The sequence below is a fragment of the Sphingomonas hengshuiensis genome (genome assembly GCF_000935025.1).
GTDB lineage: Bacteria > Pseudomonadota > Alphaproteobacteria > Sphingomonadales > Sphingomonadaceae > Sphingomonas > Sphingomonas hengshuiensis.
Genome location: NZ_CP010836.1, coordinates 926,151 through 940,144, shown reverse-complemented (window position 1 = coordinate 940,144; position 13,994 = coordinate 926,151). Strand labels below are relative to the sequence as shown.

The following is a 13,994-nucleotide window of genomic DNA, read 5'->3' as shown; positions in this document are numbered from 1 at the left end:
ATCCCGGCGATCATGACCGCGCCCCTTGGAGCCTGCGGTCCAGTAGAAACCATAGCCGCTGCCCGCCCGGCTCAGCCGACCGGCGGCTCGCCCCCCGGCGCGGCGGTCGAACGGCGGATGACGAGCCGGCAGGAGAGCTGGATGTGGGCGTCGGCCCCCACAGTGCCGTCGACCAGCCCGGTCAGCAATTCGATCGAATGCCGCGCCATCATCCCAAAGGGCTGGCGAACGGTGGTGAGCGGCGGCCAGGTGAACTTGGCGCCGTCGACATCGTCGAACCCCACCACCGACAAGTCGCGCGGCAGGCGCAGCCCGAGGTCGATCGCCGCGGCGATCACCCCCGCCGCCATGCCGTCGTTGGCGGCGAAGATCGCGCTGGGCCGCTCGGCGCCCTGCAGCCATTCGGTCGCGATGCGATAGGCCGATTCGGGTATGAAATTCCCGCGCGCGACAGGCGGGGTCCAGCCATCGGGCAGCGTCGCCATCGCATCGCGAAAGCCGTCGATCCGCTGCGCCGCCGCCGCATGCGCTTCGGGGCCCGCGATCATCGCGATGCGGCGGTGCCCCAGCCCGATCAGATGCTCGGTCGCCTCGCGTGCCGCGCTGCGCTCGTCGATCGAGATCGTCGCGCCGCGATCGAAATCGGTGCCCGGTGCCATGCGCACGAATGGCAGCTGCGCCGCCGCGAGCGCGTCGAGCAGCAGCGGATCGTCGCAATGCGGCGGGAGCACGACGACACCGTCGATCTGGCGCCGCTGGAGCCGCGCGATGTCCGCCGCAATCCCCTCGGCATCGCGATGGATGCCCTCGGCGAGGAAGCGATAGCCATATTGCTGCGCCGTCCGCAGCGCCACTGCCTCCAGCGTGCCGATATAGGGGATCAGGAACCATTCGTCGTCGAGCGGCAGCGCGATCAGAGCGGGGTCGGCCAGCATCGCCAGCGTATAGCCGCGCGGCCCCTTCAGCGTGCGTGCGGCGTGATTGGGCTCATAGCCCAGCTCGGCAATCGCCTTGTCGACTCGAGCGCGCAGTTCCGCACCGACCTGCGGATTGCGATTAATGACCCGCGACACCGTCTTTGGAGAGACATTCGCGGATCGGGCAATATCGTAGATGGTAAGCGACCCGCCGCGCTTCGTCATGGACGTCCGTCACCCTGTTGCGCATGCAGCTACCGCCATTGGTAACGCTACCACATGCGCAACAAACTACCGCGACGCAATCGGCGCAGCCACCCTATTATTGCGTCAAACTCTTTCCCGATCGTCCCGCGACGCCGGGACCCGGCGGCGGGGGCAATCGGGTGCCGCAGCGCCCCCGCCCCCGCCCCGCGATCAGGGCTTGATGCGCCGCGCGGCGAGCCGCACTGCGGTCACGCCCTCGACCGCGCCGGCATCCGCGCCGACGCCGATCCGATACTCGCCCGCATCGATGCGCCAGCCATGCGCCTTCTCGTCATATTCGGCGAGGAGCCGCGGATCGACGTTCAATGTCACCCGCTTGGTCTCGCCGGGCTGCAACGCGACCTTCTGATAGCCCAGCAGCCGGCGCGCCGGACCGCCGGGCTTTTCGACCAGATAGAGCTGGACCACGTCGCTGCCCGCGACCTTGCCGGTATTGGCGACGTCGACGCTGGCGGTCACCGTCTGGCCGCCCTTCAGCGTCAGGCCCGATCGGGCGAAGCTGGTGTAGCTCAGCCCATGGCCGAACCAATAGCGCGGCACCTTGTTCTCGCGCGCGAACCAGCGATAGCCGATGTCCGAACCCTCGATATCGTAGTTCACCTGCACCCGGGCATCGGCGGGCTCGCCCCAGCCGGGGATGGCCGGGCGCGGCAGCTGGCTTTCGTCGACGGGCCAGGTCAGCGGCAGCCTGCCCGACGGATTGACTTCGCCGAACAACACCCGCGCGATCGCCTCGCCGCCCATGCCGCCCGAATACCAGGCCTGGACGATCCCCTTCACCTTGTCCGCCCAGGGCAACGCCACGGCATTGCCGGTCTGGAGCACGACGATGGTGTTGGGATTGGCCGCGGCCACTGCCTCGACCAGCGCGTCCTGGCCGAAGGGCAGCGTGAGGTTCGGCACGTCATCGCCCTCGCCCGAGGGTTGATAGACGAACACGATCGCAACATCGGCGCCCTTGGCATCGGCGGCGGCGGATTCAGGATAGATGCCGTTGTTGAACACCACCGGCGACGGCGCGGGCCCCGCGAACGGTGAAGCGTCCGCTGCCCCCGGGCTGCGGAACCGCGCACGGATCGCGGCGAGCGGCGATGAGGGGTGGAAGACGACGTTGGACCACGACGCCATCATCCCCTCGCCCCCGATCGGGACGCTGCGCACCTGCGTCATCGGGCTCGCGCGCCACGGGTTGGTGACTTGCGACGATCCGCTGCCCGAGGGCACGCCTGCCTCGACATGCTGGCCGATCACCGCGATTTTCTTCGCGCCGCGCGCCAGCGGCAGCACGCCGCTGTCGTTCTTGAGCAGCACGATGCCCTGCTCCGCCTGGTTCTGGACGATCCGGGCGTGCGCGGGGAAATCGATTTCGGCCTTTGCGGGGGGCGTGTCGAACAGGCCGTTGGCGAACATCGCGCGCAGGATGCGCCGGGCGGCATCGGTGACGCGCGCCTCGGGGATCGACCCGGCGGCGACGGCGTCTTTCAGCGGCTTGTCGAAGAACACCTGCTTGTCGAGCTGCTCGCCCGATTGCTGGTCGAGCCCCGCGGTGAGCGCGCCCAGCGAATGCACGGCGCCCCAATCGGACATCACCCAGCCCTTATAGCCCCAGTCGCGCTTCAGCGTGCGGTTGAGCAGCGGGTCGTTCTCGCAGGCATAGACGCCGTTGACGAGGTTGTACGCGCACATCACCGATCCGGGATCGCCCGCCTCCAGCGCGATCTGGAAGGCGAGCAGGTCGCTTTCGCGATGATTGGCCTCGCCGATCACCGAATCCGCGGTCATGCGCTTATGCTCCTGACCGTTGATCGAGAAATGCTTCATCGTCGAGACCATGCCGGTCGACTGAATGCCGCGGATCGCCGCGCCTGCGATCGTGCCCGCGAGCAACGGGTCTTCGCCGGCATACTCGAAATTGCGCCCGCCGCGCGGATCGCGCAGCAGATTGGCGCCGCCCGCAAGCTGGACGTTCATCCCCTTGGCGCGCGCCTCGGTGCCGACGAGCACCCCGCCCGCGCGGGCGATCTCCGGATCGAAGGTCGCGGCCAGCAACAGGCTGGCGGGCAGCGCCGTCGACATGTCCGCCGCGCCGCGCACCAGCCCGGGATTGGTCACGCCCAGGCTGGCATCGCTTTCCTGCAGCGCGGGGATGCCCAGTCGCTCGTTGCCCGCAATATAGCCGGCCGATCCCACCGCGCCCTTCGGCATCGGACGCTGGGGCCCGAACGGGATCGCCATCGGGCCGTGGAGCAGCGCCACCTTCTCCTCCAACGTCATCGCCGCCAGCAACAGCTCGGCGCGGCGATCGGGCGTCAGGGTCTTGTCCGCCCAGGGCTTTTCCGAAACGGGCGCCGGGCGCTCCTGCGCGATCAGCGCGGGCGCGACGAGCACCGACCCGCCAGCGAGCAAAAGGGCAGTCACGAGGGAGAGGGATTTCATAGCTACTCCGAGAGAAAAGGGAGCCGGGCGCGAGCCCAGCCCAGGAGGGGTCTTCGCGGGATTCAGGGCTTTACGGGCACGCTCGCCAGATCGCCGTCGATCGTCTTGAGCAAGGCGTCGGTCAGCAGCTGGGGCATGTAGGACTGAAGCGCCGTGAGCGTGACGCCGCGCGCCATCGCGATCCGTTCGCTCGCGATCACCTGCGGGATATGCCGCTGGAGCACCGCCTTCGCCGCCGGATCGTCGAGCATCGTGCCCAGCGGCGTCGTCAGGCTGTTGTAGCGGCCCGATGCGGTGGCGGCGGCGAGGCGCTTCTGCCCCTCGTCGATCTCCGCACCCCAGGGGTCCCTGCCGACGACCGGCGTGCCCTGTGCGCTGAAGTCCATCAGCACGTCGGCGGCGGGATCATAACGCGGCCATGCGTGCAGCCCGGCGCCGTTGGGATCGCCGGTCCTTGCGAAGTTGACGATATAGGCGCTGACCGTCTTGCCGACCTGGTTGTCGCGCGCGCTGGTCTTGTCGCCATATTTCGCGACCTGCGTGTCGAAGAAGAACGGGATGTCGGTCGCGTGCTGTGCGCCCGGCTGACCGACCGAATCCGCGACATAGGAGAAGCGATAGTGCCACACCGGCACCCCCTGTTGCGCGATCCTGGCCGAGGCGCTGCGCGCGCCCGCGATCATGAAGCCCGACTTGCCGCCCATGTCGGCGCTGGTCGCTCCGATCAGCATCGGCACGCGCGCAAACGCTCCCGAGCCATAGGCGGTGCCCTGATCGACTTCGATCCGGCCATCGACAAAGGGGCCGCTGAACGTCTTGGGGCCGGGCTTTGGCTGGAACATCTGCATCATGCTCAGCCCGTCGGTCACGTCCTCGGCAGACAGCGCGCGCAGCTTCGCCAGCGCCTGCGGATCGTCCGCGGCGATGCCCTTCGACGCGGCGAAGTCGAGATAGATGCGCTCGACATCCGCCAGCTTCGCGCTCGTCGAGGTGTCGGCATTGCCGCCCGACATCGCGACCGCGCGGTGGAACAGCCCCTTGGCGAGCGGCGAGGTGACCAGCGTGTGGACCGACATGCCGCCCGCGCTTTCGCCGATGATCGTCACATTGTCGGGATCGCCGCCGAACGCCGCGATGTTGCGCTGTACCCAGTGCAGCGCCGCGATCTGATCGAGGAAGCCGTAATTGCCGAGCAGCCCCTTGTCGGGGTCCTCGCGCGTCAATTGGGGGTGCGCGAAGGTGCCGAAACGGCCCACCCGGTAATTCGCGCTGACGAAGACCACGCCCTTTTTGGCCATCTCCGCGCCCGAATAAGTGGGGGGCGAGGCGCCGCCGTTGACGAAGCCGCCGCCATAGATCCAGAAGATCACCGGAAGCTTGCCCGTGGCGCCTGTGGGCTTCCAGACATTGGCGTAGAGGCAATCCTCGGCAGGCGGCGTGCCCAGCGGCGCGGCATCGCTGGGGAACGGCACCTGCATGCAATCATTGCCATAATCCCGCGCGGCGCGAACGCCGCTCCACTTCGCGGCAGGCTGCGGCGCGCGCCAGCGCAGCGGGCCGATCGGCGCCGCCGCAAAGGGAATGCCTTTCCAGCTTGCCACGCCCTGCTCGGTGGTGCCGGCGAGCGATCCGGTGTCGGTCTTCACCTCCTGCGCCGCGGCGACCGGCGCGAGCAGCGCAAGCGCGGTGGCGGCAAGGACGATGGGCATGCGTGTCATCGGGATGGTCCCTTGGGGTGCGAGGATCATTGGAACAGGCGCGGCGCGAAATCGGCGAGATAGCGGCGCCAGTTGATCCAGGTGTGGCCGCCCGCGCTCTCGTTATAGACATGCGCGATCCCGTATTTGTTCAGGATGCCGCGCGTGGGCGCGACGGTCGCGTGGAGGAAATCGTCCTTGCCCATCGCGTAATAGACGAGCCGGAATTCTTTCGCGCCGCGCTTCAGCGCCGCATCGTTGGCGGCCTGATACTCGGCAAGCTGCTTCTCGGCATCCTGGCCAAAGCCCAGCCCCATCGAGAAGATGCCGATATAGCGGAACAGATCCGAATGGGTCAGCCCGTTGCGGATCGTGTGCGCCCCGCCCATCGACAGCCCCGCCATCGCGCGCGAAGCGGGGGCATTGATCGTGCGGAAGTCCTTTTCGATCGTCGGCATCAGGTCCTTGAGCAGGTCGTTGCCGAAATCATTGTTGTTCAGCATGTCCGCGCCGGGCCGGTCCGGCGTATGCCCGAACGGCATGACCACGATCATCGGCTTCGCCTTGCCCGCGGCGATCAGGTTGTCGAGGATGTAGTGGGCATGGCCGACGCTGGTCCAGCTGTCGTCGCTGTCGCCGGCGCCGTGGACGAGATAGAGCACCGGATATCGGGTGGTGCCGTTCATATAGCCCGGCGGCGTATAGACATGCGCGCGGCGCTTGGCGCCCAGCGTCTCCGACCAATATTCGACTGTGCTGACGGCGCCATGGGGCACGTCCTTGCGATAGGTCTGGAACGCGCCCTCCGGGCCGGTCGTCTCGAAAGTGGAGTTGATCCCGACGCGCTCCTCGGACCAGGTCGTCCCCATCGGATTGGGCACGCGCGCGCCATCGACCTGGAAATTGAAGCGATAGGTGTCGGCGGCCACGGGAACGGCGGTGGTGGCGCTCCACAGCCCGGTCGCGTCGCGCGTCATCGCCAGCCCCACGGGCGATCCGGGAGGGAAGCCCATCGGGATGACGTCGGCGATATCGGTGCTGACGACCTTCACTTCGCGCGCGTCCGGCGCGCAGACGCGGAAGGTGACGCGCCCGTCGGGCAGTTGCTCGACCGACTGGTAGCGCGCGGGCCCGGCAAAGAACCCCTGGCCGCGGCACGATGCCGCCGGCCCCGCCCCCTGCCCCGCCGGCGCCTGCTGCGCGCCCGCCGCCATCGGCAGCGCCAGCGCCAGCGCCATCGCGCCGATTTTCCCGAATCTGTTCACGCCATTCTCTCCTTCGAACATCCAGGCCCCTCCCCGCACCGGGAAGGGGCCCTCCCCTTGGTGCGCCGCCGTCAGAACGCCTTGGTCAACGAGAATTGCATCGACCGCCCATAGGCATTGTGCGCGTACAGATCGATCGACGAGTTCCCGTTCGCCGTGGACAACACGATCGGCGGCTCGCTGCCGAACACGTTGGTCACTGCAAAACTCAGCCGCACGCCGCGCATGAAACTCCACCGCTCTTCGCCACGCGGATAGGCAAAGGTCAGGTTGAGATCGAACGTGGTCCAGGAGGGCACGCGCGATTGCGGCAGCGGCGCGGATGCCCCGCTGAGCGTGATCGGCAAGTCGTTGGTATAGCTGCCCACATAATTGCCGAACAGCGAGGTCGTGAACGCCCCGCGATTATAGGTCAGGCTGCTGCGTCCGCGCCAACTGATCGGGTCGCCCACGGTATCCAGCCGGCTGACCAGCGGCGATCCCGCCACCGTCGCCTCGGCATTCTTCAGGATGTGCGAGACCGAGACATTGGCGGAGAAGGTGCCGATATCGGTCATCCGGGTATAGTTGACCGAGGCGTCGACGCCTTCCTGCAACGTCTTGGCCGCGCTGATGCTGCGGCCGTCGATGATGAGATCGGCGGCGCAGAGGTCGCGCGGGTTGAACCCGGCGATCGCAGTGTAGAGAAAACCCGAATATTGCTGCGCCTTCGGATCGATCGAGGTGCAGCCCGAAGCGGTCCGGACATTGTTGAGCGGGATCACATAGGCGCTGTAGCGATTGAGCTGGGTCAGGTTCGCCAGCGCGCCGGGGACGAAGGCGTTGATCGTGAACGGCACGCCCGCCGTGCCCAGCTTGTTGGCATAACTGAGGTTGTAATAGGTGCCCGACAGCCGCAGCCCCGGCGCAAAGCTTGGGGTGAAATCGGCGCCGAACTGCCAGTTGGTGCCGGTTTCGGCCTTCAGGTTCGGATTGCCGCCGATGATATTGATGACGTTGATCGAGCCATTGGGCTGGCGCGTGCCGCCCAGCGCCGCGTTGACCGCCGGATCGGCGGCGATGTTGCCGCCGAGTGCGAACGAGAAGGCGCCCGAATTCAGCTCGGGCAGCCCCGGTGCCCGGAACGACGTGCCCCACGACCCGCGCAGCTTGAGCCCCTCGACCAGCTCCCAGGTTGCGCTGACCTTGCTGTTCTTGGTGTCGCCAAAGTCCGAATAGTGATCGTAGCGTGCAGCCGTGCTCACCGTGAAGTCGCGGACCAGCGGAATGCCCATCTCGGCATTGATGAGCGGCATGTACAGCTCGCCGAACGCCGCATATTGCTTGCGGGTGGTGCGGGCATTGGCGTCCCAGGTCGTCACGCTGCCCTGGTCGGGCGGACGGTTGGCGCCGTTCTGCAGCTTCTGGATACCCGAATAATATTCGCCGCCGACTGCGAACTTCCACCGCCCGGGCGCCCAGTCGATCAGCGTGCCGTCGATTTTCGCGACGACGTCGTGGCTCCAGTTCTGCGAATATTGCTTGTTGCTGCCCAGCACATAATCGAGCTGCGCCTGGGTGAGCGGCGCAGTGGAGAGCGGGTTGAGCGCCAGCGCGTTGCTCGACGGCAGGTTGACGAGCTGCTGGATCGCGCTGGTCGCGGCGAGGCCGGCGAGATCATTGGCTTCGAACGAGACGAAGTTGCCGAGATAGCAGACGCCACAAGTGTGGTTCTGGCCGAAATTATAATAGATCTCGCCCTTTACGTCCCCGAACAGATTGGCGCGCGCGCCGAACGTGTTGTTGAACGTCTCGTCGAAATTCTCGTTGCCTATCGCGACGCCCGGCAGCCGGCTGGCGAGATTGTACTGCACCGTGATCGGCTGATAGCCATAGGTGAAGTTGGTGGTGCTGAACCGGAACAGATTGGGCAGGCTGGCCAGCGGCGCATAATATTGGCTGGTCGGATCGATCGTCAGCGTCGGGTTGGAAACGCCGTTGCTGCCGTTGTACGTGCGCGTGAACTGATCGGTGCGGCCCCAGAAGAATTCGTCGTAGAAGCTGATCGGGCCGACATCCTGGTTCAGGATGATCGCGGCCTGCTTGCGCGTCTGGCGGCTGAGATAATCCTCGTACAGCGCGCGATCGACGACATTGGGATAGCTGGCGCAGGTCGCCGTCGCGGCCCCCGCGCACGATCCGCTGCGCACCTCCTGCAGATCGGCCACGCCCAGGATGCGCCCGGTGGGATTCAGCGGCAGCGCGTAATAGGTGTTGGTGCCGCCCAGCGTGAACGCGCTGTTCACAGGCGCCGCGCCGAACGGATTGGTGGGATCGACCGTGGGAACGACGATGTTGCCGTTCAGCGGCACGGTGGCGGTGCCGCCGGTGGTCAGCCGATTGTCGTTGCCGCCATATTCGCGCTGATCTTCGCGCAGGCGGGCGTTGTTGTAGCGCCGAAACGGATCGCGGTGCGAATATTCGAACGTCGCGATGATGTTGCCTGCGCCCATCCCCGCGGTCCAGCTCAGCCCGCCGACGCCGCTTAGCGCATATTCGTCGTTGCCGTTCTCGGCACTGGTATAGCGCCCGCTCAGCTCGACGCCGTTGAAGTTCTTGCGCAGCACATAATTGATGACGCCCGCGATCGCATCCGATCCATAGACTGCCGAGGCGCCGTCGAGGATGACTTCGATCCGCTCGACCGCCGCGATCGGCACCTGATTGGCCTCGGTAAACGCACTCGCCGTGCCCGAAGGGGTGATGCGGTGGCCGTCGACCAGCGTCAGCGTGCCGCCCTGCCCCACGCCGCGCAGGTTGATCGCGGTGCCGCGGGTGGTGTTGCCCCCGGTCTGGGCATTGCCGCTCGCGCCGTTGCTGGACGAATCGAACGAACCGCTCACATTCTGCACCTGCGGCAGCGTGCGCAGCACATCGGCGACCGAGTTCTTGCCGCTGGCCAGAATCTCTTCGCGCCCGACGGTGACGGCCTGGCTACCGACCTGCTTGACGCCTGCGATATTGGAGCCGGTCACGACGATCGCGTCGTTATCCGCGGTATCGCCCTCCGACGGCGCCTCCTGCGTTTCGGGCAGCGGCGCGTCCGTCTGTATATCCTGTGCGGCCGTACCGGCAGCGTTGCTCTGCGCCATCGCCTGGCCGCCCATCAGCAATGCGATCGTGATCGCGGCGACGCTTGCGCCAACACGAATCGCGCGTGCGGAATCCCTCATAATCCTCCCCTTTTTTGCCCGTTATCGACTCGCGTCCGGGTTTCCGGCTCATCGAGACACCGATGTCTAGGCAGGATCAGACATCGGTGTCCAGAGAAAATGAGACAACGGTGTCTGAAGATGATCGCCTGTCGGAGAGATGCTAAACTTGGCCGAGACCCAAGCCCGGCACGTGCTTGCGCAGTGCGAACGCTTCGTCGCGCGGAGGCGCGCTCGGCACGCAGTTCATCGCATTCGCGGCGGGGCGGACCTTTCATCGGAGACCGGAGCGCCTACCTCCGGTCGAAAGGGGAGAGAGCCGTGAAACCCTGTCCTGCGACCATCGCGCCCGAGGTCATCGCCTGCATCGCCGAGGGACGCGATCCCAGCGTCGACGAACTGCTGCGCGTCGCGGATCATATCTGGACCGAGGTTCGGGGCACGCGTTCGGCTTTCGCCTGGGGCGAACTCACCGCCGACAGCTCCGAACGCCTGCTGGGCCTGCGCGCCGCGCAGGGTGCGCTGGTCGGCGGCGGTCCAGCGCCTCGCGCATCGGCGGCAAAGTCGAAAAGCTGAAACGCCCATCACCCTGCTCTGTCTCGGCGCAGGCTCTGCTCCATAGAGCGCAATCGGGCCATTCGGTCGACCGCGCGCTTACCGTCGCGCCACCGGGTTGCGCCGGGCGGCGCCGCCGCCGGGCAAGGTGACGACATAGGGGGTGCCATACGCGTTGCCGGGCTTCTCAAAATCGGTCGAGACGATCTGCGCGCCGCTGGCGAATGCCGCGTCCGCGCGACGGTGATCATTCACCTTTGCCTCAAAGGTTTCGATGTCGGAGCGCGTGCGCACCAGATAGCCCTGGGCCACGGCGTCGCGAATTTCGCGCGTGCGGGTCAGTGCATTGTCATACATCAGGAAGGCGGCGTGATCCTCCCCCGGCTGCGCGCGCAGAAACGCCACGCGACCCTGGAGCGAGGGGTGGCCGGCCAGATAGCCCGCCGCCCCCTGCGGACCATTGGCCGTGATCATCAGGAACAGGACCTTGCCCCGCGCCTGCGCCAGCGTGGGCCAGCCGCCCGCCCGTACCGCAGCATTGAGCGTGGGATGCGTCCCGCGCACGTCATCGGGCGTCACCAGCCGCTCGCGGGGGAACACGGAGAGGATTTCGCGATCGATCTCGTCAAAGCGTTCGGGCGTGAAGGGCAGCGCCGGTTTCGAGTCGCGGAACAACGGCAGCGACTGGCTCTTGGCCTCGATCAGGATGAACAGCGGCACATGGCCGGGGTTCCGATCAGACCAGGCGCGGATCTCGCGCAGACAGTCGGTGAACAGCGGGCAATGGCTGCGAAAGTCGGCATCGGTGATGTGATGGACCTTGAACCCCGGCTTGGCGAGCGCGGCGGAATCGATGGGCAGAAGCCCGCCCTTTCCCTGCGCCCGCAGCGCGCGGTAGCCGGCGGGATCGAGATACTGGCCGCCCTGCGGATCGGGGTTGAGGTCCAGCTCCAGGCTGCGCAGCCCCAGATCGAGCTGGGCGGTGAGGGCGTCATGCGTATAGTTCAGCCCCTCTTCGATCGAGATCGCGTTGGGGTGCTCCTCGCGGAACAGCGCCTTCTGCGGATCGGGCATTGCCTCGATCATCTTGTCGAAGCCGGCAAAGATCGGGCGGAGCAGCGCGCGGAGCTGCGGGTCGATCGGCAGCGAATAGCTGTTGTGCGTGCCGAGCACCTGGATCTGGTTGATCGGCAGGCTGCCGGGCAGGTCCGCCGCTTCGGGCGTGCGCGGCGCGGGGCCGTCACGCCCGGCGGTGGCGGTGCCGGCAAATGCCAGTACCACCAGCGCCAGGCCGCACAGGATGCGCTTGTGCAAAGCCATGGTCTCGCCTCCGCCCTTAGAACCGCACGTTGACGAAGCCGCCGGCGGTGCGGCGCGCACTGGGCGAGGTATAGTGCAATAGCCCCATCGCACCATAGACCTGCCAGCCGGTCGAATAATAGGTGTCGAACAGATTGCGGGCATAGACGCCGAACTCCAGGTCCTGGCGCGGCAGGGTGAAGGTCAGTCGCGCATTGGCGATGCCATAGCTGGGGACGCGCGAATAGGCGGGCTGGCCCACCACGGTCCAGTAATCCGCGCGCCACGCATAATCGGCATGCACGCGCGCGCCGAAGCCGGAGGCGAAATCATGGCTGATATCGGCCGCGACGCTCGCCGACCAATCGGGCGAGTTGGTCAGCCGCGTGCCGGTATAGTCGGTGGTCTTGTTGTAGACATAGTCGGTAAACACACCGTCGGTGTAGGTGAAGTTGCCGGTCAGCGAGACGCCGCGCACCGGCGCAACCGCCACTTCGCCCTCGACGCCCTGCGACCGCAGGCCGCCGGCATTGCCGATCGCGGTCGTCTGGAGCTGGCCACCCGCACCGTCGGGAATGGTGGTCAGGATCGTCGTCTGGAAATCGGTGAAATCCGAACGGAACGCGTTCAGGTTCACCCGCAGCCGGCGATCGAGCCATTCGGACTTGATCCCGAATTCCAGCGCCTCGACCGTTTCGGCGCGATAGGGATTATATTTGTTGCCGACGAACGCGACCCCCGCCGGCTTATACCCGGTCGAATAGGTGAAATAGACCATCGCAGTGTCGCTGATCCGCCATTCGGGCGAGACGCGGTACGAGAAGTTTCCGCCCGTCACCTTGCCATAGGGGAAAGCCGGCGCCGCGCTGGTGCCGACGAAATTGGGCTGATAGCCCGCGACCGGCACCGGATCGATGGTGATGAATGTCAGCCGCTGGGAGTTCCAGTCATGGGTGTAGCGCCCGCCCAGCGTCAGGCTCAGCCGCGGGGTGACGTTGAACTTGGCCTGTCCGAACGCCGCCGCGGTTTCGTTCACCGAGTCGAACAGCGAGGCATTGGCATTGACGCCGATCGCCCCGGTCAGCGCATAGAGCGTCGCGATCGGCGTGCCGCCGGCGCCATAGAGCGGTGCACCGAGCGTCGCCCATTGCAGCTGCGTCTGGCGCGCGTGCAGGCGATTGTAGAACGCACCGACGACATATTCGACGAAGCCGCCCGTGGCCGAGGCAAGGTGGAACTCCTGGCTGACCTTGTCGGTGTCCAGCTCACCCTGGTTGAACGGGATATAGGCGTAACGATCGAGCGGAAGCAGGTTGACCGGCGTGGAATTGTCATAGCCGGTGAAGCGCAGCGCGGTGATCGACTTCAGCTCATGGTCGCCCAGCCGGGCCGTCAGGTTGAACGACGCGCCCCATTCTTCGGTGACGATCTGGCCGAAGCTGCCATCGGCGGTGTCCGCGCTTTCCGGCCCGGGATAGACGCCAAGCTGGTTGAGCATCGTCGTGACGGCGGCAGGCTGGCCCGAAACCGGGGTGCGGACGCTGCTGTCCCAGTGATGGGCATAGTCCGCCGAGACGAGCATGCTCAGGCTGTCCGACGGCTCGATCAGCAGGCGGGCACGGCCGCCATATTCGTGCGTCGAGCCGACCAGACGATCGAGCGTAACGTTGCGCCCGAACCCGTCCTGCGCCTGATCGAAGCCCGAGACGCGCAGCGCCGCGATCGTGCCCAGCGGCACGTTGACGGTGGCGTTGAGGATGCGTTCGTTATGCTCGCCATAGCTGCCGCTGGCGCGCAGCGTGGTGGCGCCGAGCACCGGGCGGTTGGTGCTCACCGCGATCACCCCCGACGTCGCATTCTTGCCGAACAGCGTCCCCTGCGGCCCCTTCAGCACATCGGCGCGCGCCAGATCGACCATGCCGATCAGCCCGTTCGCGCGCTGCCCGTCCATCACCACATCGTCGACGACGACGCTGACCGACTTGGCGTTCGAAAAGTCGAATGACGTGCTGCCGACGCCGCGGATCTGGAACGCGGCGCCCTGCGTCGGATCATATTGCACGCCGGGGACCAGATACTGGATGTCGGTGAAATCGGTATAGCCCGATTGCGTGATCGCATCGCCGCTGACGCTCTGGATCGACAGCGGCACTTCCTGCGCACGTTCCCGCCGCCGCTGCGCCGTGACGACGATTTCCTCCAGGCCGTTCTCGGTCGTCGTCGCAACGGGCTCCTCAGCCACCTGTGCATGGGCCGACAACGGCAGCGCCGCCGCGCCGGTAAGCAGCAGCACCGCAACGGCGCGGAGCGGCGAAAGCGATTCAAAACGTGGCATTGCATTTCCCCAGAACAACGGTTCGGGGAGCG

Annotated in this window: 8 protein-coding genes; 1 reads left to right on the top strand and 7 read right to left on the bottom strand. The window is 66.5% G+C overall.

The features are described 5' to 3' along the window. Window positions 1-71 precede the first annotated feature (71 nt). The 5 genes from TS85_RS04175 to TS85_RS04155 all read right to left on the bottom strand — a co-directional run bounded on the left by TS85_RS04175 (window position 72) and on the right by TS85_RS04155 (window position 9,794). The gene (locus TS85_RS04175) at window positions 72-1,142 is read right to left on the bottom strand and encodes a LacI family DNA-binding transcriptional regulator (RefSeq protein ID WP_044330597.1); all 1,071 of its coding nucleotides are present in this window, start codon (window positions 1,140-1,142) and stop codon (window positions 72-74) included. Between the two features lie 192 nt (window positions 1,143-1,334). Then, on the bottom strand, window positions 1,335-3,620 hold the full coding sequence (locus TS85_RS04170; protein WP_044330595.1) for a beta-glucosidase family protein: 2,286 nt from the start codon (window positions 3,618-3,620) through the stop codon (window positions 1,335-1,337). Window positions 3,621-3,682: 62 nt separating this feature from the next. After that, window positions 3,683-5,338 (bottom strand): carboxylesterase/lipase family protein, encoded by a 1,656-nt coding sequence (locus TS85_RS04165; protein ID WP_044335814.1) that lies wholly within the window; start codon window positions 5,336-5,338, stop codon window positions 3,683-3,685. A 26-nt stretch (window positions 5,339-5,364) separates the two neighbouring features. Next, on the bottom strand, window positions 5,365-6,582 hold the full coding sequence (locus TS85_RS04160) for an alpha/beta hydrolase-fold protein (protein WP_227698658.1): 1,218 nt from the start codon (window positions 6,580-6,582) through the stop codon (window positions 5,365-5,367). A 71-nt stretch (window positions 6,583-6,653) separates the two neighbouring features. Next, window positions 6,654-9,794 carry a TonB-dependent receptor domain-containing protein gene (locus tag TS85_RS04155; protein ID WP_044330592.1) on the bottom strand — a complete coding sequence of 1,047 codons (3,141 nt, stop codon included), beginning with the start codon at window positions 9,792-9,794 and terminating at the stop codon, window positions 6,654-6,656. A 300-nt stretch (window positions 9,795-10,094) separates the two neighbouring features. On the opposite strand from TS85_RS04155, the gene TS85_RS04150 reads away from it, so the two are divergent. After that, the gene (locus TS85_RS04150) at window positions 10,095-10,349 is read left to right on the top strand and encodes a hypothetical protein (protein WP_044330589.1); all 255 of its coding nucleotides are present in this window, start codon (window positions 10,095-10,097) and stop codon (window positions 10,347-10,349) included. A 78-nt stretch (window positions 10,350-10,427) separates the two neighbouring features. Here TS85_RS04150 and TS85_RS04145 read toward each other — a convergent pair whose 3' ends face one another. Further along, window positions 10,428-11,648, bottom strand: a complete 1,221-nt coding sequence (locus tag TS85_RS04145; protein ID WP_052507729.1) for a phosphatidylinositol-specific phospholipase C1-like protein — start codon at window positions 11,646-11,648, stop codon at window positions 10,428-10,430. Window positions 11,649-11,664: 16 nt separating this feature from the next. Next, entirely contained in the window at window positions 11,665-13,962 is a 2,298-nt protein-coding gene (locus tag TS85_RS04140) for a TonB-dependent receptor (RefSeq protein WP_044330587.1), read from the bottom strand. Window positions 13,963-13,994 lie beyond the last annotated feature (32 nt).

Bases quoted from the DNA above. Each gene is read 5' to 3' on its own strand.
- TS85_RS04175 (WP_044330597.1), bottom strand. From the start codon at position 1,142: ATGACGAAGCGCGGCGGGTCGCTTACCATCTACGATATTGCCCGATCC.
- TS85_RS04170 (WP_044330595.1), bottom strand. From the start codon at position 3,620: ATGAAATCCCTCTCCCTCGTGACTGCCCTTTTGCTCGCTGGCGGGTCG.
- TS85_RS04165 (WP_044335814.1), bottom strand. From the start codon at position 5,338: ATGACACGCATGCCCATCGTCCTTGCCGCCACCGCGCTTGCGCTGCTC.
- TS85_RS04155 (WP_044330592.1), bottom strand. From the start codon at position 9,794: ATGAGGGATTCCGCACGCGCGATTCGTGTTGGCGCAAGCGTCGCCGCG.
- TS85_RS04145 (WP_052507729.1), bottom strand. From the start codon at position 11,648: ATGGCTTTGCACAAGCGCATCCTGTGCGGCCTGGCGCTGGTGGTACTG.
- TS85_RS04140 (WP_044330587.1), bottom strand. From the start codon at position 13,962: ATGCCACGTTTTGAATCGCTTTCGCCGCTCCGCGCCGTTGCGGTGCTG.